We start from the raw sequence: 24,408 nt of genomic DNA, 5'->3' as shown, positions 1-24,408 counted from the left end.
ACGATCGCCCCTAGTTGACAACAAGAATAGCAGTTCCTATCAGTATCGCAACAGTGTAACGATAATAGTTACAATTCAGAGCGCCGGGACCGACCCATGAGAAACCTCACACGATGCGTACACCAGCCGGCCGTCTCGCATGAGGGGTTCGCCGCCCTGGTCCCGGGTGTGCATCGCGCCTCGACCATCGTCTTTGCATCGGCGCAGGACTATCGCGACCGCAAGCAGCGTGGCCCTGACGGCTATTCCTATGGCCTGAACGGCACCCCCACTGCCCGAGTGCTCGAGGCCCAGATCGCCGCGCTGGAAGGGGCGGCGCATTGCACGCTGATGCCTTCGGGCATGTCGGCGATCAGTCTGGTGATGCTGGCCGTGCTGCGCCAGGGCGACCGGGTGCTGATCCCCGATAGCGTCTATCCGCCTGTGCGGAAATTCTGCGCCACGATGCTGGCCGGTCTGGGGATCGCGCATTCCATCTATCGCCCTGATGCCTCCGACCTGCCCGGGCTTCTGGGCGCGGATGTGCGGCTGATCTGGATGGAATCACCCGGATCAACGACGATGGAGGTTCAGGATCTGCGCGCCATTGCGGCTCTGGCGCGGGCGCATGGCATCCTGACCGGCTGCGACAACACCTGGGCCACGCCGCTGTTGCTGCGGCCGCTGGAGTTGGGCGTCGATATCGCCATGCAGGCGCTCACCAAATATGCCGGCGGACATTCCGACATCCTGATGGGCTCGGTCGCCGTGAACGACCGCGACCTATACTTGAGGCTGAAAGAGGCGCGCACCACGCTGGGCATCAACGTGTCGCCCGATGATTGCAGTCTGGCGTTGCGCGGGTTGGCCTCCATGGGGGTGCGGTTGGCGCACGCCGGGCGGGTGGCGCTGGAGCTGGCGGGGCATCTGCGCAGCTTTGCCTCGGTGCGGCGGGTGCTGCACCCGGCCTTTACCGACTGCGATGGTTCGGCGATCTGGGCGCGCGAAGCCTCGGGCCACAGCGCCACCTTCACAGTCCAGCTCGAGGAGCCCTCGGTCGCTGTACTGGATGCGGCCATCGAACAGGCGCGGTTCTTCGCCATCGGCGCCTCCTGGGGCGGGGCGCATAGCCTGATGGTACCGATGACAGTGGACGACATCCGAAACTGGCCGCCGGTGCCGGGGGCCACATACATCAGGCTCAGCATCGGGCTGGAAGATCCGCGCGACCTGCGCGACGATCTCGACCGGGTTTTCGGCTATTTGGACGCCGCATTGGCGAAAGCGGCCGCGCCATGAACTATTATATCCGGCGCATCATCGTGGCGCTGCTGACGGTGCTGGTCTCCTCCAGTCTGGTGTTCTTTGCCATCCGTATCCTGCCGGGCGATCCGGTGCTGATGCGGCTGGGCGAAAGCGCCGCGACGCCCGAGGTGGTGGCCCAGATGGCCGCGCGGCTGGGCATGGATGTACCGGTTCCGGTGCAATACCTGCACTGGCTGGGCGGGCTTGTGCAGTTCGACTTTGGCAATTCCATCGCCACGGGGCGGCCGGTTGCCGAGGAGTTGGTCAAGCGGTTACCCCGGTCGCTGGAGCTGATGGCGGGTGGCATTCTGGTCAGCCTGTGCATCGGCATTCCCTTGGGGGTGGTCGCGGCGCGACGCCCCGACAGCCTCATTGGCCATACCGCATCGGTCGTGGCACTGGTGGGGCTTTCGGCGCCCACCTTCGTCAAGGGTCTGATCCTGATCATCCTGTTCAGCATCACCTTGGGTTGGCTGCCGTCATCGGGCTACACTCCCTTTCTGCAGGATCCCGCGGCTAACCTGCGCGCGATGATCCTGCCGTCGCTGACGCTGGGTCTGGGCTTTGCCGGGGTGGTACAGCGTGTGACCCGGGCCAGTCTGGCCGAAACGTTGAACCGGGATTACGTGCGCACTGTGCGCGCCAAGGGTGTGTCCGAGCGGCGCGCCGTCTATCGCCACGCCCTACCCAATGCGATGATCCCGGTGATCAGCGTGGTGGGCATGCGCATCGGCTCGATGCTGGGCGGCATGGTGGTGATCGAAAGCCTGTTCAACTGGCCTGGCCTCAGCTCCTATCTGATTGAGGCCTGCTATGCACGCGACTATCCCGCGATCCAGGCCAGCCTGTTCATCATCTTTCTGGTCTTTTCCTTCATCAGTCTGACAATGGATGTGCTGATGGGCGTGATCAACCCGAGGCGCCGCGATGTCTGACACCTTTGTGCGCAAGATCATCGCCAAGATTCTGGGTCAGGCCGACTGGCGCCTGTGGTTCGCGTTGCCGGTCTTGACGATTGCCTTACTTTTCGCGGCTTTGGGCGAACGGATCGCGCCATATTCTGTGACCGGCTATGATTATACTGCGATCCTGACCTCGCCGGGTCCTGCCCACTGGTTTGGCACAGACGAACTGGGGCGCGACATTCTCAGCCGGCTAATCGTCGCGTCGCGCACCTCAGTTCTGGTGGCGGTGGGGGCGACGCTGCTGGCCGCGGTGGCCGGGTCGCTGATCGGGCTGGTGGTCTCGTATGTGGGTGGGCGGCTGGAGGCGGCGGTGACCAGCACCGCCGATATCTTCATCGCACTGCCGGACATTTTCTTCGCCATTCTGGTCATGTCGCTGGTGGCGCCAGACCCCATGGTGCTGACGGTGACCATCGGCGTCATCTACACGCCCCAGTTTATCAAGATGGTCAGCGCCATGGTCCAGTCCGCCCGGCATGCTGATTATGTGACGGCCGCGCGTGCAATGGGGGCCAGCGGCACGCGCATCATCTTCAGCGATATCCTACCCAACATCATGCCGATCATCGTGGTCAAGTTCACGCTGACCGTATCCTCGGCGTTGCTGCTGGAGGCGAGCCTAAGCTTTCTAGGTCTGGGATCACCTCCGCCGACCACCTCGTGGGGCCAGATGGTGGGCAGCCTGAAGCCTTATATCTACAACAACCCTTGGCCAATACTGTTTCCAGCGCTGACGATCTTTCTGGTCATCATGGCGGTCAACGTGCTGGGCGACTGGGTGCAGGATTACATCAACCCGGAGGCCCGGCGATGACGGCGGTGGCTAAGCAGACCCCGGCGCCGGCCATTCTGTCGGTCGCCGACCTGGCCGTCGGCTTTGCCCGCCGCGACGGCGGCACGGCGCCGGCGGTGCGGGGGGTGTCGTTCGATCTGCACCGGGGCGAGGTTCTGGCGCTGGTGGGCGAATCCGGTTGCGGCAAGTCGGCCACCGCGCTGGCGCTGATCGGGCTTCTAGCGCGCACGGCCCGGGTCGGGGGACGAGTCGATTTCGGCGGGCGCAACCTGTTGCAATTGCCCGAACGGGAATGGGAATCCATCCGCGGCCGGCGCATCGCCATGATCTTTCAGGATCCGATGAGCTCGCTGGACCCGCTGTATCGGATCGGCGACCAGATTGCCGAGGTTCTGCGGCAGCATCTGAACCTGTCACCGGCCGCGCTGGCTGCGCGGATCCGCGAACTGCTCGTGCTGGTGGGCATCCCCGATCCCGATCTGCGCCTGCGTCAATATCCGCACCAGCTTTCTGGGGGGCAGCGCCAGAGGGTGGTGATCGCCATGGCGCTGGCCTGCGACCCCGAGATTATCATCGCCGACGAACCCACGACCGCGCTGGACGTGACCATACAGGCGCAGATCATAGACCTTCTGTCCCAGCTGAATCGGCGGATCGGGATGGCGATGATCTTCATCTCGCATGATCTGGGCGTGGTGTCGCGCATCGCCCACCGGGTGGCGGTCATGTATGCGGGCCAGCTGGTGGAAAGCGGCCCCTGCGAACGCGTGCTGCAGGCGCCCGCGCATCCCTATACCCGGGGCCTGCTGGCCTCGGTGCCGGCGGCCGGTATGGCGCCCAAGACCCCGTTGCAGGCGATCCCCGGCATGGTGCCCGACATGGCTCGCCTGCCGCCCGGCTGCGCGTTCCGCAACCGCTGCGCGCAGGCACACGATGTCTGCCAGACGCCGCCGCCCCTCGAAACCCACACGCCCGGCCGTGCAGCGCGCTGTTGGCTAGCGGCACAGGAAAGCAGGATCTGATGGCGACCAAGGCTGAATTTATCTGGATGGACGGCGAAATGCTTGCCTGGGCGGATGCCCGGCTGCATGTGACCTCCGAAGCGGTCCTGCGCGGCGGTAGCGTGTTCGAGGGGCTGCGCGGCTACCCCGATGCGTCAGGCCGGCTGAACCTGTTCCGCGTGCCCGAACATCTGCTGCGGCTCCGCCAGTCGGCGCGCTTCATGCGTCTGCCGATTGCGTGGTCGGACGACCAGCTGACCCGCGCGATGTGCGATCTGGTTCGGGCCAACGGGTTTGACCAGACCATCCATCTGCGCGCCACCGCCTATTTCGGCGAGGGGCTTGGCTATGGCTGGCGGCCCGAAGACATCGCCTCGGGCCTGTTCGTCTTTGCGCTGCCAAACCCGCGCCGGGCCGGCGCCGCGACTGGCATCCGCAGCGGCATCAGCAGCTGGCGGCGCAGCCCCGACAATGCGGCGCCTTCGCGCATCAAGGCCTCGGCCAACTACCACAATTCGCGGTTGGCGCAGGTCGAGGCGCAGCTGCGCGGGCATGACGTGCCCATCATGCTGAACCAGCAGGGAAATGTCGCCGAAAGCCCCAGCTCTTGCGTGTTCATGGTGCGAGAAGGTGTGCTGATCACCCCGCCGGTGACCGAGGACATTCTGGAAAGCATCACCCGCGACACGGTCATGCGGCTGGCACGCGACCGGCTGGGGGTCAGGGTGCAGGAACGCCCCGTGGGCCGCAGCGAGGTGTATATCTGCGACGAACTGTTCCTGTGCGGCACGGGGCACGAGATCCTGCCGGTGGCCGAGATCGACGGCTATGCGGTCGGCGACGGCATCCCCGGCCCGCTGACCCGCCGCCTGCAAGCGCTGTATGACGACTGCGTGTCGGGCCGGCTGCCGGATTATGTGCATTGGCTGACGCCGGTGGCCGGCTGACCACGGGTCAGGCGGGCAGTGCGGCCAGCCGGTGAAAACCGCGGTCCATGTACAGCAGCGGGGCATCCGCGCTCTCCGTGAGCGTCACCCCGCGCACCGCGCCCAGGATGATGGAATGCGAATGCCACGGGACGATCTGCGCCACCGCGCAGTCGAATACCGCCAGTGCGCCCTCGGGCGCGGGAGTGCCGCCGCCAAGGCGCTGCCAGCTGCCGGTACTGAACCGTTCGTCCCGGCGGTCTGGCGCGCTGAACTGCCCGACCAGAGGCAGCGCCGCATGGCCCAGGACGCTGACGCAGAACACCCCCGACCGTTCGATCACCGGCCAGGCCGAGGCGCTGCGGTTCACGCAGACCAGCAGGGTGGGCGGCTCGGCGCTGACCGAGCTGACCGCTGTGGCGACGAGTCCGGCATCCTGCCCGTTCTCGCTGGCGGTGACCAGGCAGACCGCGCCCGCCAGCCGCCGCATGCCCAGCCGAAAGGTGTCGCCCGGCATCTGCGGCGTCGCCGGGCCGGTCATGCCCCGGCCAGCCGGCCGACGGGGGTGGCCGGAAGGCCAAGGTTCCCGCGGAGCGTATCCGCGGCATAGGCGCTGCGCGTCAGGCCCCGGCGCCGCAGGACCGGTACCACTTGATCCACGAAATCAGCCACATCCACCGGAGACTTGGCTGGCAACAGGTTGAATCCGTCCGCAGCGCCCTGCGTGAACCAGGCCTCCATTGCATCGGCTACCTGTTCGGGTGTGCCGACCACCACATTGTGCGAATTTCCGATCGACGTGCGCCGGAACAGCTCTCGGATGCTCCACCCATTGTCGCGCGCGATCCGAACCATCATCTCGCCACGACTGACCACGGCGATGTCCTGACGCAGGTCAGGAACCGGGCCATTCAGATCATGGCCCGACAGGTCACCAAAGAACCGGTACAGCTTTTCCAGCCCGACGATATCGTCGATCTGGTCCTGCATGTCGCGGTACTTGGCTTGTGCCTCGGCCTCGGTACCGCCCAGCACCGGCAGGATGCCGGGCAGGATCATCACTGCAGCGGGGTTGCGCCCATGTTCGGCGATCCGGCTCTTCATCGCGGCATAGAAGGCCTGCGCATCCGCCAGCCTGTGCTGCACTGAATAGACGACTTCGGCAAAGGCTGCGGCGAAATCCATGCCGCCTTCGGACGCGCCGGCCTGAAAGATCACTGGGCGACCCTGCGGGGTGGGGGGCTGGTTCAGCGGCCCCCGCACCTTGAAGAACTGGCCCTTGTGGTCCAAACGGTGCATCCCTGCCGGTTCGACAAAGACCCCCCGGCTGCGGTCATGCACAAAAGCATCGGCATCCCAGCTGTTCCACAGGCCAAAGCAGACCTCCAGCGCTTCGCGCGCGCGTTCATAGCGCAGCTCCTTGGCCAGGATCCGGTCTTCACTGAAATTCTGCGCCTCGTCATCGCGCGAGGAGGTGACCACATTCCACCCCGCCCGCCCGCCGCTCAGATGGTCAAGCGAGCCGAAGACACGCGCCAGCTGATAGGGTTGGTGGAAGGTGGTCGAGGCCGTGGCCACCAGACCCACATGCGACGAACAGGTGCTTAGCGCCGACAGCAGGGTCAGCGGCTCGAACTCGGCGCCCACGGGGGTGCGGCCAAAGGCGCCCTTGGGCGTGTCGCTGACGGTGATCGCGTTTTGGTCAGCCAGAAAACAGACGTCCAGCAGGCCGCGCTCGGCAGTAGCCACCAGGTCACGGTAAAAGGGCAGGCTGATCGCCCCGTCGGCCGGAACGCGCGGATCAAGCCAGGCGCTGGGGTGATAGCCCAGCCCGCGCATCGACAGCCCGAGTTTCATGCTCCGGTGATCCGGCATCTTTCAACCTCCAGTTGCGGGTACGTCCAATGTCTGTTGCGGGCGGCGGTTGCTCGCCTGCGCAGTTTGGATGGACAGAGCTTGCGTGTGCCCTGGTATCCAGTCAATCTTGATAAACATGATCAAGGTATGGAATGGGTGGCCATGGTCGATGAATTCATCGATGCCGATGAGGCCGTAGCACTGCTGGGGGTCAAGCATGACACGCTTTATGCTTATGTCAGCCGCGGCCAGATCCGGTCGCGCCACAACCCCGGCGGCAACCGGCGCCGGCTATACAGCCTGCGCGACATCACCGAGCTGAACCGCCGCAAAGAGATCGGGCGCAAACCGGTGGATGTGGCGGCCTCGGCGCTGAACCTGGGTTTTCCCGCGCTGACCAGTGCGATCAGCCAGGTCGAGAACGGCCGCCTGGTGTACCGAGGGCAGGATGCGGTGGAACTGGCGCAGCGGGCAACGCTGGAACAGGCGGCGGCGCTGCTGTGGCAATGTGACGTGCGGTTGTTCGACCGTCCTCCGCCGTTGATCGGACCGCCCGACCGGGCGGTGTATCCGGGTGCCACGATCGAAGAACGGCTTCGCCATGACCTGCCGCGTCTTGGCCCCTCGGTGCCCATCTGGCAGCGCGAAGCCCACAGCCTGATCGGCACGGCCATCGACATGCTGCGCGGGGCCACCGCGCTGCTGATCGGCTGCCCGGCCGACACCGCGCCGATCCACCTGCAACTGGCCCGCGCCTGGGACGTGCCGCCGGAACAGGCCGATTTGCTGCGCAGGGCGCTGGTGCTGGCGGCCGATCACGAACTGTCGCCCGCCACGTTCTGCACGCGGGTCATCGCCTCGACCGGGGCCAGCCTCAGCGCCTGCATCTCGGGCGGGCTGGCCGCCTTTGGCGGGCCGCGGCACGGCGGTGAGATTGGCATGATTGAACAGCTGTTCGCCGAGGCATCCGCCTCTAGCCATCCCGAGCGCGCAATCATCGACAGGCTGGCGCGGGGCGACCGGTTGCCGCGCTTTGGCCTGCAGATGCACGAACTGGGTGACCCGCGGGCGTTGCTGCTGTTGGCCGGGCTACCGGCCGATCCACTGCGCGATGCCCTGCTGCACACGATGGAGGCGGTGCTGGGCAAGCGGCCGGCTTTCACCTTTGCACTGGTCGCGATGCGACATGCGCTGGGTCTGCCGGATGAGGCGGCGCAGATCCTGTTCCTGTGCGGGCGGCTGACAGGGTGGATCGCACATGTGCTGGAACAGAATGGCGACCAGAACCTGATCCGCCCCCGTGCTCGTTACTCTGGCGAGCCGCCGCCGGAGACCGGTTCTACCGCCTGACGTGCCGCAGCAGATCCGCGCGGTTCAGTCCCGCGATGCCCATCGCCGCCGCATCGCGCCCCGCACCGCCCACGCCCGGCTGCATCGTCTGACCCAGCGCCAGCAGCGCCGCGGCCGTGGGAACGCTAACCCGCGCGACCTCGGCTAGCGCGACGAACGGCACCAGACCAAAGCCGAAATCCTCAGTATAGTACCGGTGGGTCAGGGCGTCGGGCGCGCGAATGCGGGCATTGGCCTCGCCACCCGAAATGGCCGCGCGCAGGTCGGTGGCATCTGCATTGGCCGATGCGGTTCCGATCCGCTGCATCTCCGCTACCAGCGGGGGCAGATCATGGCCAAAGGCCGCGGCCACGCGGCGACGTTCACCGTCCAGCTTCGCCATCACCCGGGCCACCCCTGGCGTCATCGCATCGACGTAAAAGGTGAAATCGCCCTGCCGCGCCTCGACCCAAGCGGCCGCCATCACGCTGCCGGGCGGGTGAAGCACCATGTTCACATTGGCGAGACCCGTCGCCAGAACATCGCCCGCGTCATGGCTGCCGGGAAAAAGAGCCAGTGCCGTGTGCAGAGCCTCATCGCCGCCCGGCAGCGCGGCAGCGCGCAGGGATTTGGCCCGGCCGGTCACTGTCACTTCATCGGGCAGGTACTTGCGCGCGACATAGGCCAGCGTGGCGAATTCGGCCACGCAGGGCGCGACACCCACCTGCGCCTTGAAAGCCGTCGCGAATTCCAGCGCGCCGCCGGTATGGCCGGGGTTCAGCACCACGGGGCGCGCCGCGTTCCAACCCGCCTGCGCCATGGCGCGCGCAATGCCGGAATGAGCGAATGTGGGCAGCGAAACGACGGCGGCCTCGGCCCAGCCGGCATGCGGCGCCATGGCGGTGTCGATCACCACGGCGCCGGTCCGCCCTTTGCCCAGCACGCCCTTATAGCCGATTCCGTTGGCGCGCAGCGGGGCCATCGTCGCCTCGGATCGCCCGACCAGCCGCACCTCATGGCCCGCCAGCGACAGTTCCACAGCCGAGGCCATGGCACCCGAACCTGACCCGATCACCAGTACGCGCATCTCAACCCCCCAGGCGGGCGCGCAAGTCACCCAGTTCGCGTGCGGCCTCTTCGACCGCGCCCACATTGAACCCCTGCGCCAGTTCGGCGCTGTGGCGTGCCAGCGCGCGCTGGCCGGCTGCAGAATAGACGACTCGCCCGTCATTCTCGACGGACACGCCATCGGCCTCGTCAAAGCCGCGGTTCCAGGCGATGGCCTCGGCCTCGGTCAGCCCCGGCGGCAGGTCCAGCGTGACGCCCGCCTGCGAAACCTGCACCGGATAGCCACCCGGAAGCCCGCGAGGGCCCGGCACATGCGCTCGGCCCGACCACGCTCCGGCCAGCCCCAGCAGCACCGGCACCGCGCCACCGCCCGAAATGAGGTTCAGGTCGCGGTAGGGCAGTTGAAGGTGTCCGGTTAGCGCCTCGGTATCGACGATCTCGACGCCGTCCACCCAGGCTCGCACCGGTGCGCCGCTGCGGGTGCCGGGTGTGCGGCGCCACTGGACAAGATGATGGTGGTGCCCCAGCACGCGCAGGTGCTGCCGCTCTTCAGGCCGCAGAAGCCCAGCGATCACCGATGAATAGATCGACACGTTGCCGACGCCTGTGGCGACCGGCAGCCCCGCGCGCGCCAGCAGGGGGTTCACTCCATCGGGATAGCAGGTGTTGACGAAATGTGCCCCCGGCACCGTCCGGGCGACCGCAGCCGCCGTCCGCGCCGACAGCACGGAGTGAAAGGCGATGGTGATGCCAAAGCCGCCTTCGGCCACCACGCGTGACCATTCGCTATCCAGCACATCGACCTTCCAGGGCGATTGCATCGAGGCCGATTGCACCACCACCCGTGGCTGCAGCCGGCCCAGCACTGCATCCAGCCGGTCGGGGCTATCGAAATCGACACTGGCGCTGTCGAACCGGGCCGGCCGGCCGTGCAGTGCCGCCCGCGAATTGCCCGCCAGTGCGAGCCAGCCGCAACGGGCGGCATTACGTCCGCCAATCACCACGCGCAGCGGTGTATTGGCGGCCAGCGCCAGGTCGGCCACCATCACCTCGGCGAAATAGCCCGATCCCAGGATCAGGATGTCGCAGCCGGCGGCCTCTGCGGTATCGTTCATCTGGTGCTCTCCCTCAGCCGACACGGATCAGCCGGTCGGTATTGGTGTGGTCCGACAGCAGTTCCGCCCCCGAAGCGGTCACGCACAGAAGATCCTTGTTCTGCATCCCGTAGCCAAAGCCCGTGCGGTAGCAGAGCGGCTCGAACCCTAGGACCATGCCATCCTCCAGCCGGGTATCCTGTCCCGGCCGGCCGATGGTGGGGGTCTCGCCGATATAGGGGTCTTCGTGCAGATGCAGGCCGATTCCATGTGCCACGAACGAGATCGGCGGCAGGTTCATCGTAGCCAGCCGGCCGATGAAATCCTGATATATGGCCAGACAACTGGCCCCGGGGCGCACCTGATCAAGGATGCGCTGCTTGCAATCGGCCAGGAGCGACCAGATCTTTTCGGCCATGGGCGGTGGTTCCACGACATAGGCCGTGCGGCAGACGCCCGCCTGATAGCCCGCCCTGACCGCAAAGATCTCGACCCGGCAGATGTCGCCCTTTTGCAGGATGCGGGCGGTGGGGCCGACGTTGGGCAACTGGCTGCGTTCGCCCGTGGCCACGATCAGCAGTTTGAAATGCTCTGCCCCCAGTTCATAGACCCGGCGGGTCAGGGCGGCGGCGATGTCCATTTCCGAACTGCCAGGGCCTACGGCGGCATATGCATCGGCAATCGCCCGGTCGGCAATGCGCGACAGCTCGCGCAGAAGCGCGATCTCGGCGGGGGTCTTGATCTGCCGCAGGCGGGCCAGCATGGCATCGATGGGTTCGAACCGGGCGGCTGGCATCAGACGGACCAGCCGGGCGAAATCGGCTGCCGGAAGGTAATCCAGCTCAATCCCGATCCGCGCAGAGCCCAGCCCCAGTGTAGTCAGTCGGTCGGCCAGCACGGCCATGGGATCGTCGCGGAACTCGGCCCAGACGGTCAGATGCGGGGCGGGGGCCTGGCGGCGGATCGTCGACTCCTCCATATCCACGCCGAACAGCGACAGGTCACCTGCCGCCGACAGGATCGCCATGGCGTGGCGGTGGCGTATCAGCGGCTGCGAAGGCACGACGAACCCGGTCAGATGGGCAAAACCCTCGGGCGAGCACGAGATATTGGCATCAAGCCCGTCGCTGCGCATCGCGGCGACCTGGCGGGTGATGATTTCCTCGCGCGGCGAGAGGGTGGCATGCAGCGTCATGGGAATGGTCCTTTGCGAAACGGTCACGACACGCGGTAGCGGTCGATCTTGGCCTCATCGACGGCGATACCCATGCCCGGCGCTGTGGGCACGGTGATATGGCCGTCCATCAGCTCCAGTGGCGCAACCAGCAGGTCGTCCGAGTAGTAGATCCCGCCGATAGTGCCGGTCTGGAACTGGGCCGGGGTTGAAACGGGGATCACGTTCGACAGCGTGGCCGCGGGAGCTGCGGCGGCAAGATGCACATTGGCAAGGTTGCCAACCCCGGTTTCGACCGAGCCGTTGACGTTGCAGACGATGCCCGCGGCCCGGCAGACGGCTGCGGCCTCCATCGCCTTCCACAGCCCGCCCGCTTTGGTGGTGTAAAGCGAGACGATCTGCGCCGCGCGGGCTTGGGCGATCTGTAGCGCATCGTGCGAGTTCCAGGCGGATTCGTCGGCCATGACCGGGGTATCGATGGCCCGGGCCACTTCAGCGATGCGTTCGATCCCAATGACTGGCTGTTCGAAATAGGCCAGATCGAACTTTTCCATCGCGCGGAAAGTGCGTATGGCCTCGCCCGGGGTGGCATAGCCTTCGTTAGCGTCTACGCACAGGCGAGTGTCAGGGCCAACGGCCGCGCGGATTTCGCCTACGATGCGAATGTCGCGGGCGGCGTCAACGCCGACCTTGATCTTAATCGAGCGGATGCCCTCGGCCGCGACTTTGGCCGCCTCGGCCACCGCCTCCTCGACCGACATCAGGCCGATTGAATGCGTGACCGCCACCCGGTCACGCGTCAGCCCGCCCAAAAGCGTATGCACCGGCACGCCTAGCCATTTTCCGGTCAGGTCCAGATAGGCGAACTCTATCGCGGCCTTGGCATAGGGATATCCCTTGATGATCGTATCCATGCGCCGGTGCAGGCCGATCACATCGCCCAGCGGGTGGTCGTCGATGGCTGGGGTCAGATAGCGCTCAATCACCAGCCCGGCCACGGCGGTGCTTTCGCCGAAGTAACGGCCGAACTCGCCGCCCCAGTCCTTCAGCGCGGGCGCCTCGCCCCAGCCGGTGCGGCCGTCGCTGTCGGTCATGCGGACCATAAGATACTGGCCGATGGGTTCGGTCAGGCCGGTCCACTGATGCCGGCGTCGGGTGGGAAGGCGAACAAGGATCGTCTCGATCTGCGAAATCGTCGGCACTGCAGGCTCCGTCGGGTACAGCTGTCCCTAGGCGCTGCGGGCATGGCCGCGCGCTGAAGGGAGGGGATTGGGTCTTGGAACGGGCGGCCGGGCCGCGCCGGAAGTCAGCTGCGGCGCGGCCTTTCTTCGCCCGCGATCATCCGCAGCAGGCCAAAGCTCAGCTCGATAGCGACTACACCCAGCGCGCTGATGATGATCATGATGCCGCTGGCCGAAGCGATGATCGGATCGGCCCCCTGCGAGGCATAGTTGAAGATCTCAGCCGGAAGGGTTTGGGCGCCCGGCAGCGCGGTGAAAAGCGAGATCGTCACCTCGTCGAACGAAAGCAGGAAGGCGAACAGCAGACCTGCCGTGATGCCACGCATGCCCAGCGGCAGGACGACCCGCATCAGCGTCTGCGCATAGGAAGCCCCAAGGGTGTAGCTGGCCAGTTGCAGCCGCGGGTCCAGCCCGCCGAGGCTGGACATGGTCAGGCGCAGCACATAGGGCGCGGTGATCAGGATATGGCCCGCCAGCAGCGCATAGGGCGCCGTCGGCACGGCAAACTGCCCGAACAGCTGCAACAGCGCGATGGACAGCACGATATGCGGCAATGTCAGCGGCATGGTCGCCAGCGTGACCAGCAGCCCGCGGCCCGGAATGTCGCGGTTGACCAGTACCACCGCCGCCGCAACCCCCAGCGCCCCCGAAGCCGCCGCAGTAATGGACGCGATCTCAAGACTGTAACGCAGCGCGCGCATGAAGGTGTCGTTATGGTACACCTCCTGATACCAGCGCAGCGACAGGCTGGGAGGCGGAAAGCTGATATAGCCTTCGCCGGTGAACGAGGCGCCCAGCACTACGATCATCGGCGCCAGCATGAAGATGCAGAATAGGATGGCGTAGATGCGGCCGCCGGTGCGCAAAAGGCCCGTGGTCATGTCAACCTCCCACCCGGGTCATCACTCGGCGGCTCAGCAGGGTCAGCGTCACCAGCACCGACATGGTCACAGCCAGCAGCACGATGGCCAGTGCCGAACCCGTGGCCCAGTCGCCCACCACTAAATTCTGCTGGTAGATCAAATAGGGCATCGTCTTGTTGCCCGATCCGCCCAGCAGGATCGGCGTGCTGAAGGACGTCATCGACAGCGAAAACACGATGGCGCAGCCTGCCACGACACCCGGTGCTGACAGCGGGAGGATGATATCGCGGAAAATCTGGTAGTTCGAGGCCCGCAGCGTGGCGGCGGCCCGAAGGTAACGCGCGTCAATGCGCGACATAGCCGAGTTGATCGACAGCACCATGTAGGGAATGTAGATATGCGCCAGACCCACCATGATGGCGAACTCGGTCTTGATCAGTCGCGGGCGGATTTCGGACGGCAGCAGTGACGGCAGCCCGCCCGGTCCCAGCAGCACCATCCAGCCATAGGTGCGCACGATTACGCTGATGAACAGCGGCGAGATGATCACGAACAGGAACACTTGCCGCCACCGCCCCTGAAAGAAGAACAGCACCAGCGCCGCCGGATAGCCCAGGACCAGCGCGCCCAGCGTGGCCGCGAGCCCCACGACGACCGTGCGCCACAGGATGCCCAGATAGTAGCTGTCGGTCAGGATCGACGTGTACTGGCTCACCGATGGAAAGGCCGCGTCGACCCCGGTGCCAGTCAAGCTGTTGCCGGCTACGATACCCAGCGGCACCACAAAGAAGAAAAGCAGGATTATGAAGAGCGGGGCCAGCATGGCGCTGTAAAGCACCAGGCGGGGCCAGTCGACCCTGAGGGAAACAGCCTCAGCCATCGGACCCCTCCAGCAGGGCACCCGCCTGTGCCGGCCAGCCGATCCAGACCGGTGCGGACAGATCAAAGTCGGTCTCGGCCCGGGCCGAGAACATCGCCTGTACCTCGCCCCCGTCAAACCGGACGGAGTAATAGCGGTGCGGGCCAGCCTCCAGCATGGAGGTGACCCGGCCCTCGAACCGGTTGTCGGTATGGACCGCGGCGCCGATAGAGATGTCTTCGGGCCGCAGGTACAGCTCATAGGTGCGGCCCGGCTGCATCGGCGTTGCGGTGCGGATTTGCGCGTCTGCGATCTCCAGCGTGTCTGCCGCCGCAGCGCGGCCCTGCAGCCGGCTGGACTTGCCGATGAAGCGGGCGACGAAGCGGGTGGCCGGTCGACGATATAGATCGCGCGGTCTGCCAAGCTGTTCGATGCGGCCCAGATTCATGATCGCCACTCGGTCGCAGACTGCAAAGGCCTCATCTTGGTCATGGGTCACGAAGATCGTGGTCACCTTCGCCTCGCGCTGGATACGGCGCAGCTCCTCCTGCATCTCGCCACGCAGGCGGGCGTCTAGGTTCGACAGCGGTTCATCCAGCAACAACACCTTGGGCCTGATCGCCAGAGCGCGGGCGATGGCCACGCGCTGCTGTTCGCCGCCCGACAATTCCCGCGGAAGGCGCCCGCCCTTGGCACTCAGCTTGACCAGATCCAGCAGCGACTGGATGCGGGCGTCATAGTCGGCCATGTCGTGGCTGACACGCAGGCCATAGCCGATGTTCTCGGCCGCCGTCATATGCGGGAACAGCGCGTAGTTCTGGAACACCACGCCGACTTCGCGCTTCTGCGACGGCAGGCCCGTTACGTCGCGCCCACCCAGCCTTACCTTACCGCGTTCGATCGGTATGAACCCGGCGATCACACCCAGCGAGGTGGATTTTCCGCACCCCGAAGGTCCGATCAGCCCGAACAACTCGCCCGGCTCAATGCCGAGCGAGAAGTCCGCAAGCACGGCCCCGCCACCGTAGTTGACCTCGACCTGTTCAAGATCAAGCGAAACGCCGGCCGGGTTCGTGATGTCCTGTAAGCGCATCAACCCTCGACCTCCCGGTTCCAGCGCTGCACCAGATCAGGAAGCAGCGTCTGCATACGGCGCATGTCGGGGACGAATAGCTTATCGGGGGCTGGGTGGAATTCGCGCAGCGCCTCGGGGATCTCGATCCCCGGCACGACGGGGGTATAACCGATCACCTCGGCCAGCTTCTGCTGGACGCCGGGGGTGTACAGATAGTCCAGCCATGCATAGGCCGCGTTGATATGCGGCGCGTTTTTGACGATGCCCAACGAGGCGCTGTAGCCCACCGCCCCCTCTTTGGGTGTCACGAACCGGGCCGGGAAGCCGCTGTTCTGGTACTGCATGGCGCGAGCGGCGATGTGCGACCACATCCACAGATCGCCCGACTGCACCATGGTATCCATCGGGCCAGAGGCGGTGAAGAAGTCGTAGACATTGGCGCGCAGCTTGCCCAGCTTGGCAAAGGCCGCGTCGAAATCATAGGGATCGCTGCCCAGCGCCTTAGCCAGGAGCGGCAGGGTGGCCACCGTGCTGGTGCTGCCGATGTTCAGCATGCCGGTGTGGGCGCGGTATTTCGGGTCCCACATGTCGAACCACGAGGTCGGTGGCTGCAGCCCCTTCTCCTTGAAGATGCGCTCGTTATACAGGAGGCCCGCCGTTGTATTGCCCAGCGGCAGCGAGCGGGTCTCGGTGCGGCGTTCGGCCGGAATGTTCTGGGCGTTCGGCATGCGGCCAATATCCAGCTCTGCCACCAGCCCTTCGTCGGCAACCTGATAGGTCTGCGCGCCCGCCAGCCAGATCACATCAATCGACGGCGTGCCGCGCTGGGTGCGCAGCTTGGCCACGTTTTCAGAGGTGGGGCTGGAGACATAGGTCAGCCGAAGCCCGCCGTGGTTGGCGGCAAAGGCGGGAAAGATCTCCTGCTCGATCAGCTTCTGGGTGATGCCGCCGGTACCGGCAAAGATCAGCTCGTTTTCCACGGCGGCATGGGCACGGCCAACCCAGGGGGCCGCCAACCCCAGGGCGAATAGCCCGCTGCCGGTCTGCACCAGTCGCCGCCGGCTCATCGCGGTGGGACGGCCTGTCGTGATCTTGGTCATTGTGGTTCCCCTGTCGATTATTTGACCATTTATGCCCGATGCCAACCGGGCCTAGAGCGCCGCGGTGGCCTGCACCTCGATCTTGAGTTCGGGGGCGGCCAGTTGCGACTGTACACAGGCCCGCACCGGTTGCGCGCCGGGCACCACCCAGCCGTCGTAGACGGCGTTCACCGCATCGAAATCGGCCATGTCGGTCAGCCAGATAGTGACGGCCAGCAGCCTGTCGCGCGTGGTCCCGGCCTTGGCCAGCAGGCCGTCCAGCTGCTCTAGAACCACCCGCGCCTGCCCAGCCGCATCGGTGGGGCCGCCGCGCGCGGTCAGCCCACGCAAATAGACCGTTCCGTTGTGGATCACGCAGTCGCGCATCCGCACGTTGTCGCCTATGCGTCTGATATCATGCATTCATGAGCTCCCTTTGAAAATCGGGCCGGCGCAGCTGGCAGACCGATACGCGGCGTAGATCAGCCACCGACCGCCAACCCCCGATCATCATCGCGTTGCGCATTTCGGCCGCCAGGATGTCCAGTACCGCGGCCACGCCGCGCTCGCCCGCCACCGCCAACCCCCACAGATGTGACCGCCCGATGGCACAGGCGGCGGCACCCAGTGCCAGCGCCTTTATCACGTCGGTACCCCGGCGCACGCCGCCGTCCAGCAGCACCGGCACCTTGCCGGCCACGGCATCCACCACCGCGGGCAGGGCGTCGATCGTGGCCAGGGTCCCGTCTAGCTGGCGCCCGCCGTGGTTGGACACCTGAATGCCGTCGACCCCCGCTGCCACCGCCTGGCGCGCGTCATCTGGATGCAGGATGCCCTTGATCACCAGCGGCCCGTCCCACTGGCCGCGCAGCCAGTCCAGATCGGCCCACGTCACATCGGGGTCCAGCACGCTGGCGATATAGGCGGCCATGTCAACCAGCCCGCCCGTGGCGCGGCCTTCGAAATTGCGCAGCGAAAACTGCGGCGCCCCGGCCATGCGCAGCCACCAGCGATAGCGCAGTGCCGTGTCCACCAGCCGCGAGAAGCGAATTCGCCGTTCCATGGTAAAGCCGTTTCGGCTGTCACGTTCCCGGCGCCCGTGCACCGGGCAGTCGGTGGTGACCATGATCGCCCGATAGCCCGCCGCTTTGGCGCGCTGCAGGAATTCGGTGGTCAGCCCGCGGTCCTTGTACAGGAACAGCTGCAGCCATTTGGGCCCTTGCGAGCCAGCCGCAATGTCCTCCATGGATTGCAGTGAACCCGCGCTCACCTGCATGATTGTTCCGCAAGCGGCAGTGGCGCGGCCAGTTGCGGCCTCGCCCCCCGGCCACAACAGGCCCGAGGCGCCGGTGGGCGCCGTCATCACCGGCAGGGTGATCGGGCTGCCTAGAACGGTCGTGCCCAGTTCCACCTGCGATGCGGCGCTGAAGCTGCGGGCGCGCAGCCACAGGTCATCGAACCCCGCCGCGTTGCGCGCAAGCGTCCGTTCGTCCAACGCGCCGCCGCGCACGAAATCGTCGATCATCCGCGGCAGCACGCGATGCGCAGCCTTGCTGTAGTCGTCGACCGAAACAAGCTCGGCCCTGGCGCGGGCAGCCTTCATCGGCGGGGTCCAGATTCAGGTTGCCCTAGCGGCGTTCGATTGCTAGCAGTGACCATATTGAGATCCCTAACTGTGATCACACATTGTAATCACATTTTCTGCCTGTCAAGCCGCCAGCAAGAAGAATCCAGACCTGCCGACAAGGAGAGTTGATGTTGCCCATGAATGAAGCACCGGATGGGGCCGATGACGACGGAACGGCTTCGGGCCGTGGCAAAATGCAAGACCGCGTGCTGGCCAGCATCCAGTATGGGCTGATGTCGGGGCTATTCGTGCCGGGGCAGGCGGTCAGCCTGCGCAAGCTGGCGTCAAGCCTCGGCACCAGCGCCATGCCGGTGCGCGAAAGCCTGAGCCGGCTGCTGGCCGCGAATGTGCTGGAGGAACTGCCCAACCGTTCGTTGCGGGTGCCGCGCATGTCGAGCGGCACGCTGAGGGAGCTGTTCGAAGTCAGGATCCGGATTGAAGGGCTGGCTGCCCGGATAGCTGCGGAAAAGGCCGTGCCGCAGCTGATTGATTCGCTGACGGCGATCAACCGCGATCTTCAGGCCGAGCATCGTGACGGCAACATGGCCGGAGTGCTGCAGGTCAACCAGCGGTTCCATTTCACCCTATACCGCCATGCCGAATCGGACATCCTGATGCCGATCATCGAAGCGTTGTGGCTGCGGTCAGGCCCCACGATGTATTTCTCACTGAACTCGCCCAATCTGTGGGATACCTCGTCCCATATCGAGCTGCTGGCGGCGCTGTCGCTGCGGGACGGTGCTGCGGCGGAACTAGCTATGGCCCAGGACATCCGCAAGACCGGCACCTATCTGGTCGAACAGGCGACCAGCCCACAGGCAACCGGCCCGCTGGCCCAGCTGGGGCGACTGGGCCTTTAGGTGGGTCTGGGGCGGTGAGGGATGGGTTGTCCCCTCAACCGGACGGCGCTATGCAGGCAGCGCGTCGAGCAGCCGGTCGATATCGCCGGTGTCGTTATAGAAATGCGGCGCGATCCGCAGATTGCCCTGCCGCACCGTCACATCCACCCCCGCCAGCACCAGACGTTCGTTCAGTTCGGCGCTGGGCAGTCCGGGATGACGGAAGGTCAGGATGCCAGACCGCGCCGCCGGTTCTGACGGGCTGTGGATCAGATAGCCCTTGCGCTTCAGCCCCTCTATCGCGTGGGCGACTAGCGCCATCGCATGCGCCTCGGTCAACTTTGTGCCCAGCGCCAGAATGGTGGAGAGCGAGGCTTGCAGTCCCCACAACCCGGGATAGTTGGGAAGCGCCTCTTCGAACCGACGGGCATCGGGCTGCATCAGCCCGATGTCATAGTCTATGTCGGTTTCCTCGTTTGTCATCGACCCGGGGCCGATGGCATGGGGATGCAGGTGGCCTAGCGCGCTCGACCGGCAGTAGAAAAACCCCGTGCCCATCGGCCCGCCCAACCATTTGTGCCCGCCGGCCGACATAAAATCGAAATGCGTACGAGTGGCGTCGATATCCAGTACGCCCGCGGCCTGGATGGCGTCGTAGTTCAGCAGAACGCCGCGTTCGTGGCACAGCGCGCCCGTCGCCTCCATATCCTGCCGGTAGCCGGTCGAGAACTGCACGCAGCTGACCGAGACCAGCCGGGTGCGGCTGTCGATCAGCTGGGCGATGTCATCCACCAGCACGCGGCCGCCCGCCGCCTTGGCATCCACCCAGCGGATCTGCACGCCGCGGCGCTGCAGGTTCAGCCAGCAGTACACGTTCGACGGATACTCGATATTGGCGATCACCACATTGTCGCCCTCGCGCCAGTCGATGCTGTTGGCGACGATATTCAGCCCCTCGGTCGTGTTCTTGACGAAGGCGATCTCGGCGGCGCTGGCACCGATCAACCGGGCAATGGCGGGCCGGATATGCTCTTCGGCAAAGCGGATCCGGTGGGGCGAATTGTTGCGCCCGTTCAGTTGCAGGTCGCCCAGCTGCGCATGCACCGCGCCGACCACCCGGTTCGACAGCGGCATCAGCGAGCAGGCATTCAGATAGGCACGGCGATAGACGATGGGAAAATCGCTGCGGGCTTCGGCCAGGTTCATGTTCGGGTCCTCGGGGTCAGTCCAAAATGCGCAGGCTGCGATCCATAGAGGAGATCAGCGTGAAGCCGGTTTCGGTGACGATGCCGGTATCTTCGCACATCATCCCGCCCCAACCGGGTTCGTAATAGGGGGTTTCAAGGCAGAAGGTCGATCCGGCCTGCAGCACCGCCGTGCTGCCCGGCGTGATGATGGGCAGCTCATAGACCGACATGCCGATGGCATGGCCCAGATGGTGGCGGCGCACGTCGGGAAACCCTGCCTCGGTGATGCCCTGCAACCCGGCTTCGAATATCTCGCCGGCTGTCACCCCGGCGCGGGCCGTGTCGACCTCGGCCTTCAGGCCCAGGCGCAGCGCCTCGTACCGGGTCTGCTGCAGGGGTGTGGGTTCGCGCATCACGGCGGTGCGGGCCAGATCGGATTTGTAGCCGTAGTAGTTGCAGCCCACGTCAAACCGCAGCAGGTCGCCCGGGGCCAGCGGTCTTTCGCGGGCAAAGGCATCGGCAAAGGCGCTGTCGAGCCCGCCCACTACGGTGACATTGCGCGGGTAGCCCCCGCCGACCGACATGGCGGCGGCCACGACCGCAGCCACCTCCTTGTCCGTCACGCCGATGCGGGCCGCCTGCATCCCGGCCTCGATGGCGGCTTCGGTCATCCGGGCCGCGGCCCGCAGGAGGGCAATCTCACCCGGCAGTTTAACCGCACGCACCGCCAGCATGAAGGGCACGGCGTCTGCATGGCCGATCCCCCGTGCCTGCAAGAGCGGCACCACCGGCGCGGGCGCGTGGTCCATTTCAACCCCCAGCCGGCGGGGGGCGACGACCGACAGCGCCCGATCCAGCGCGGTTGGGAAATCGGGGTGCTGTGGCGTGGTATGGGCCGATGGTGTGGTGCCGCTGAAATAGAAGGTGCCAAAGGTCAGGATGTCGCTGATCGGCACCCCGGCTTCGATGGCTGCGGCGAAATCGGCCGCCGGAACCACCAGCAACAACCGGTCAGGCGTGACGACGGCGCAATGGACATACCGGCGGTTGATCGCCGCCGGCATGCTTTCATAGCCCGTCGCATACAGAAAGTTCTCGGGGCTGAAGAGCAGGACCGCATCCGTATCGGACCTTTCCAGCGCCGTGCGCAGCCGGGCCAGCCGGGCCCGGGCCAGATCGGTCAGCGATGTTGGTAGGGGGACGAAGGGCATGGGGTCGCTTTCTTCAGGGCACGGTAACAGTGTAACCAATATCGGTACAACGTAACGATTATGGTGGCGCGCAATAACTGTCAACACTGTCACGATAGTCGTAACAAATTGGGTCTGGCCGACCAGAGCCCCCTTGACAGAGGGCCTGACAAGCCTTTATCAGAAACGCTGTAACGATAATAGCAACACTTCCGTGACGACAGGGGAGACCTGCATGGTAGATCGCCGACAGATGATGCTGGGTGCCGCGGCGCTGGGCATGAGCAGTTCGCTGGCATTTCGCGCCTTCGCCCAGTCCCCGGCCGCTGGCAGCGGAACGCTGACCTTTGGCACGCTGGGCCTGCTGGCGGGGCTGGATCCCCATGTCGCGGCCAGCTCGGTCTGGCGCAAGACGCTGACCGTCATCTATGACCGGCTGATCGGCTATGACACCAAAGGCCGGATGGTGGGCGAGCTCGCCGAAAGCTGGGAATTTACCGACCCGTCGACCTTTGTGGTCAGGCTGAAATCGGGGGTGACCTTCCACAAGGGCCAGCCGTTCACGGCCGCCGATGTGATCTATACCTTCGCGCGTATCCAAGATCCCGCGGTCGGCGCCACGCTGGCCAAGCCGCTGGCAGGGGTCAAGGTCGAGGCGCGGGACGATCTGACCGTGGTGTTCAGCCTGCCGCAGCCAGATGTCAGCTTTCCCGCCGTGCTGGCCACCGAAGAGGTCGCCATCGTGTCTGCCGGATGGATGGCCAGCGCCCCCAATGTTGCGGTCGAGGCCAACGGAACCGGCCCCTTCATGCTGAAAAGCTTTGATCCCAAGGTGCAGACGGTGGTCACACGAAACCCCGCCTTTTATGAAGGCCCCGCCAAGCTTGAAACTATCACCTACCGGTCCATCGCCGATGACAGCGCCCGCATCAACGCGCTACGGACGGGCAGCGTGGATGTTATCGACACCGTGCCGTGGAACCAGATCAACGCGCTGAAGGCCGCATCGGGGATTACCGTGTTCTCGGCACCCGCGGCGTTCATGAGTCTGTTTTGCAATGTGTCGATGCCGCGGCTGGCCGACCCCAGGGTACGCCGGGCCATCGCCTGGGCAATTGACCGCAACGCGGTGTCGATGGCGGCGTTCTTTGGCTATGGCAAGCCGCTGTCTGGTATGCCGATGCCGGCGACCTCGGCCTTCCACAACCCAGATACCGCCGATGCCTTTGGCTATGACCCCAAAAAGGCCAAGGCGTTGTTGGCAGAAGCAGGGGTCGAGGGGCTGAAGATCGACTTCATGGTGGCGCAGACGCCGGCGGTCTATGTCGTCGTGGGCCAGATCATCGCGGCTAATCTGGCGGCTATCGGCATCAAAACCAACATCCAGCTGGTCGATTTTCCTACCGTGGTCGACCGTAAGAACACCGGCAATTATGATCTGATCCTGTACGGAACCAATGTACGGGGCCCCGATCCAAACCTTGCCTATGACTATTTCTTCGGTCCCGGCACCGGGTTCTGGGCAAACGGCGCGAAGTTCGAGGATGCCCGCGTCAGCAAACTGCTCGCCGCCGGCCGGGCCGAACAGGACGAGACGCGCCGCAAGGAGATCTACCGCGAGCTGGAGCTGTATCTGCTGGAACTGAGCCCGTGGATATTCATCTCATGGCGCGATGACGCGATGGCCTATAAATCCAGCCTGCAGGGCATGGCCCAACTGGAAGGGGCGCTGAATGTGGTGACGCTGCCGATTTCGGCACAGCACCTGCACTGGGCCTGATAGGATTATACCTTCCGGGCGGGCGGCCTGCCCCGAAGCTGGCATACCCAACCAGTCAAGGAGCCTGCCGTGTCTTCCACCGATGCCATCGTGCAGATCAGGGACCTGAGCATGACCTATGGGTCGGGCCGTTCGCTGCTGGGTGGTGGTGGGCCGGTCGTGCAGGCCGTGCGCGGCGTGTCGCTGACCATCCGACGCGGCACCACGCTGGGGCTGGTGGGCGAAAGCGGCAGCGGGAAAAGCACCCTTGGACGCTGCGCGACGCTTTTGGCCCGGCCCACGGCGGGCGATGTGCTATTCAAAGGGGAATCACTGGTTTCGGCTGACCGCCGCCGCCTCACGGCGTTGCGGCGGGGGTTTCAGACCGTTTTCCAAGACCCTTATTCATCGCTGAACCCACGCAAGACCGTGGCCCGGCTGATCCGCGAGCCGCTGGATATCCACGGGTCGGGGAACCCGGCCTCGCGCGTGGCGCGGGTGGCCGAGATGATGCAACTGGTCGGACTGCGCGAGGATCAGGGCAGCCGCTTTCCACACGAATTTTCCGGCGGCCAGCGCCAGCGCATCGCTATCGCCCGCGCGTTGGTGCTCGAACCCGAATTGCTGGTGCTGGACGAGCCAACCAGCGCGCTTGATGTTTCGGTTCAGGCGCAGATTGTCAACCTGCTGCTGCGGTTGCAGGCCGATCTGGGGCTAACCTATTTCTTCATCTCTCACAACCTGCATTTGGTCCGTCACATCAGCGACGACGTGGCGGTCATGTACAAGGGCCAGATTGTCGAGACCGGTCCTTCGGCCCAGTTCTTTGCCAACCCGCGCCACGACTACACCCAGCAACTGATCGCCTCCGCGGTCTGATCAGCGTGGGACAACGGGTCAAAGCACTGCATCCTGACAAAGCCTGCACTTCCGGGCTTTGTCGCAAACTTGCCATTTGGACCAACACATTGATCGGATACGGTATTCAGGCCGCCAGGACTTCAAACTCGTCGACGAGTGATGGTGCTGGATTGTGGACGTACCTCGCCTGTCGTTTGCGCATGGTGTGGACCATTTTCGATCCCGGACAGGATCGTCGCGGCAGGCGGATGTTTTGAAGCCGATCATCGAGCTTTCGACGCTTGATACGTCTATGATCTTGCGCAATGCAATTGTTCGGCATTGCTTTGCCGAATGC

General features: G+C 65.2%; 23 protein-coding genes. 9 read left to right on the top strand and 14 right to left on the bottom strand.

The annotated features are described in order from the left end of the window. The first annotated feature begins 96 nt into the window (after positions 1–96). Genes C7450_RS23615 through C7450_RS23595 form a run of 5 tightly spaced genes read left to right on the top strand, consistent with a single transcriptional unit; the run spans position 97 to position 4,990 of the window. Entirely contained in the window at positions 97–1,278 is a 1,182-nt protein-coding gene (locus C7450_RS23615) for a trans-sulfuration enzyme family protein (protein ID WP_110376911.1), read from the top strand. Beyond that, complete coding sequence (locus C7450_RS23610) at positions 1,275–2,219, top strand: ABC transporter permease (protein ID WP_110376910.1); 945 nt, start codon at positions 1,275–1,277, stop codon at positions 2,217–2,219. The genes C7450_RS23615 and C7450_RS23610 overlap by 4 nt, the downstream gene beginning before the upstream one ends. 7 nt (positions 2,220–2,226) lie before the next feature. Continuing rightward, positions 2,227–3,063, top strand: a complete 837-nt coding sequence (locus tag C7450_RS23605; protein WP_170147391.1) for an ABC transporter permease — start codon at positions 2,227–2,229, stop codon at positions 3,061–3,063. After that, on the top strand, positions 3,060–4,064 hold the full coding sequence (locus C7450_RS23600; RefSeq protein ID WP_110376908.1) for an ABC transporter ATP-binding protein: 1,005 nt from the start codon (positions 3,060–3,062) through the stop codon (positions 4,062–4,064). The genes C7450_RS23605 and C7450_RS23600 overlap by 4 nt, the downstream gene beginning before the upstream one ends. Then, positions 4,064–4,990 carry a branched-chain amino acid transaminase gene (locus C7450_RS23595; RefSeq protein ID WP_110376907.1) on the top strand — a complete coding sequence of 309 codons (927 nt, stop codon included), beginning with the start codon at positions 4,064–4,066 and terminating at the stop codon, positions 4,988–4,990. Before C7450_RS23600 ends, C7450_RS23595 begins: the two co-directional genes overlap by 1 nt. Before the next feature lie 7 nt (positions 4,991–4,997). Here the strand turns inward: C7450_RS23595 and C7450_RS23590 are convergent, their stop codons facing one another. Next, a complete protein-coding gene (locus tag C7450_RS23590; RefSeq protein WP_210206517.1) occupies positions 4,998–5,510 on the bottom strand; it encodes a flavin reductase family protein in 513 nt (170 codons plus the stop codon). Next, on the bottom strand, positions 5,507–6,826 hold the full coding sequence (locus C7450_RS23585) for an LLM class flavin-dependent oxidoreductase (protein ID WP_210206516.1): 1,320 nt from the start codon (positions 6,824–6,826) through the stop codon (positions 5,507–5,509). The genes C7450_RS23590 and C7450_RS23585 overlap by 4 nt, the downstream gene beginning before the upstream one ends. 162 nt (positions 6,827–6,988) lie before the next feature. Between C7450_RS23585 and C7450_RS23580 the strand changes: the two genes are divergently transcribed. Further along, on the top strand, positions 6,989–8,176 hold the full coding sequence (locus tag C7450_RS23580; protein WP_110376949.1) for a citrate/2-methylcitrate synthase: 1,188 nt from the start codon (positions 6,989–6,991) through the stop codon (positions 8,174–8,176). On the opposite strand, the gene C7450_RS23575 is transcribed toward C7450_RS23580, so the two are convergent. The 10 genes from C7450_RS23575 to C7450_RS23530 form a co-directional block, all read right to left on the bottom strand. Next, the gene (locus tag C7450_RS23575) at positions 8,166–9,242 is read right to left on the bottom strand and encodes an NAD/NADP-dependent octopine/nopaline dehydrogenase family protein (RefSeq protein WP_110376905.1); all 1,077 of its coding nucleotides are present in this window, start codon (positions 9,240–9,242) and stop codon (positions 8,166–8,168) included. The two genes, C7450_RS23580 and C7450_RS23575, sit on opposite strands and share 11 nt — an antisense overlap. A 1-nt stretch (position 9,243) precedes the next feature. After that, positions 9,244–10,338: a hypothetical protein gene (locus tag C7450_RS23570; protein WP_110376904.1), complete on the bottom strand. Its 1,095-nt coding sequence runs from the start codon at positions 10,336–10,338 to the stop codon at positions 9,244–9,246. Positions 10,339–10,351: 13 nt separating this feature from the next. Next, positions 10,352–11,512, bottom strand: a complete 1,161-nt coding sequence (locus C7450_RS23565; protein ID WP_245450072.1) for a M24 family metallopeptidase — start codon at positions 11,510–11,512, stop codon at positions 10,352–10,354. 23 nt (positions 11,513–11,535) lie between these two features. Then, a complete protein-coding gene (locus C7450_RS23560; RefSeq protein WP_110376903.1) occupies positions 11,536–12,693 on the bottom strand; it encodes a mandelate racemase/muconate lactonizing enzyme family protein in 1,158 nt (385 codons plus the stop codon). Between the two features lie 104 nt (positions 12,694–12,797). Next, complete coding sequence (locus tag C7450_RS23555; RefSeq protein ID WP_110376902.1) at positions 12,798–13,613, bottom strand: ABC transporter permease; 816 nt, start codon at positions 13,611–13,613, stop codon at positions 12,798–12,800. Position 13,614: 1 nt separating this feature from the next. Then, positions 13,615–14,475 (bottom strand): ABC transporter permease, encoded by an 861-nt coding sequence (locus tag C7450_RS23550; protein ID WP_110376901.1) that lies wholly within the window; start codon positions 14,473–14,475, stop codon positions 13,615–13,617. Next, positions 14,468–15,547: an ABC transporter ATP-binding protein gene (locus C7450_RS23545; protein ID WP_110376900.1), complete on the bottom strand. Its 1,080-nt coding sequence runs from the start codon at positions 15,545–15,547 to the stop codon at positions 14,468–14,470. Before C7450_RS23545 ends, C7450_RS23550 begins: the two co-directional genes overlap by 8 nt. Continuing rightward, entirely contained in the window at positions 15,547–16,629 is a 1,083-nt protein-coding gene (locus C7450_RS23540; protein WP_110376899.1) for an ABC transporter substrate-binding protein, read from the bottom strand. Before C7450_RS23540 ends, C7450_RS23545 begins: the two co-directional genes overlap by 1 nt. A gap of 51 nt (positions 16,630–16,680) precedes the next feature. Beyond that, positions 16,681–17,031 carry a RidA family protein gene (locus C7450_RS23535; protein WP_110376898.1) on the bottom strand — a complete coding sequence of 117 codons (351 nt, stop codon included), beginning with the start codon at positions 17,029–17,031 and terminating at the stop codon, positions 16,681–16,683. Continuing rightward, positions 17,024–18,211, bottom strand: coding sequence for an alpha-hydroxy acid oxidase (locus tag C7450_RS23530; protein WP_110376897.1), 1,188 nt, complete (start codon positions 18,209–18,211; stop codon positions 17,024–17,026). Before C7450_RS23530 ends, C7450_RS23535 begins: the two co-directional genes overlap by 8 nt. Before the next feature lie 161 nt (positions 18,212–18,372). Between C7450_RS23530 and C7450_RS23525 the strand changes: the two genes are divergently transcribed. Beyond that, entirely contained in the window at positions 18,373–19,095 is a 723-nt protein-coding gene (locus C7450_RS23525; protein WP_170147390.1) for a GntR family transcriptional regulator, read from the top strand. Positions 19,096–19,143: 48 nt separating this feature from the next. Here the strand turns inward: C7450_RS23525 and C7450_RS23520 are convergent, their stop codons facing one another. Next, positions 19,144–20,280: an aminotransferase class V-fold PLP-dependent enzyme gene (locus tag C7450_RS23520; protein WP_110376895.1), complete on the bottom strand. Its 1,137-nt coding sequence runs from the start codon at positions 20,278–20,280 to the stop codon at positions 19,144–19,146. A 16-nt stretch (positions 20,281–20,296) separates the two neighbouring features. Then, the gene (locus tag C7450_RS23515; protein WP_110376894.1) at positions 20,297–21,472 is read right to left on the bottom strand and encodes a M24 family metallopeptidase; all 1,176 of its coding nucleotides are present in this window, start codon (positions 21,470–21,472) and stop codon (positions 20,297–20,299) included. Between the two features lie 214 nt (positions 21,473–21,686). Here C7450_RS23515 and C7450_RS23510 point away from each other — a divergent pair, with 214 nt between their 5' ends. Together C7450_RS23510 and C7450_RS23505 are read left to right on the top strand one after the other, a co-directional pair. Then, complete coding sequence (locus tag C7450_RS23510) at positions 21,687–23,231, top strand: ABC transporter substrate-binding protein (RefSeq protein ID WP_110376893.1); 1,545 nt, start codon at positions 21,687–21,689, stop codon at positions 23,229–23,231. Between the two features lie 69 nt (positions 23,232–23,300). Next, entirely contained in the window at positions 23,301–24,089 is a 789-nt protein-coding gene (locus tag C7450_RS23505) for an ATP-binding cassette domain-containing protein (protein ID WP_210206515.1), read from the top strand. Positions 24,090–24,408 lie beyond the last annotated feature (319 nt).

This window comes from Chelatococcus asaccharovorans (assembly GCF_003201475.1).
Classification (GTDB): domain Bacteria; phylum Pseudomonadota; class Alphaproteobacteria; order Rhizobiales; family Beijerinckiaceae; genus Chelatococcus; species Chelatococcus asaccharovorans.
This window is presented reverse-complemented; position numbering and strand designations above follow the sequence as displayed.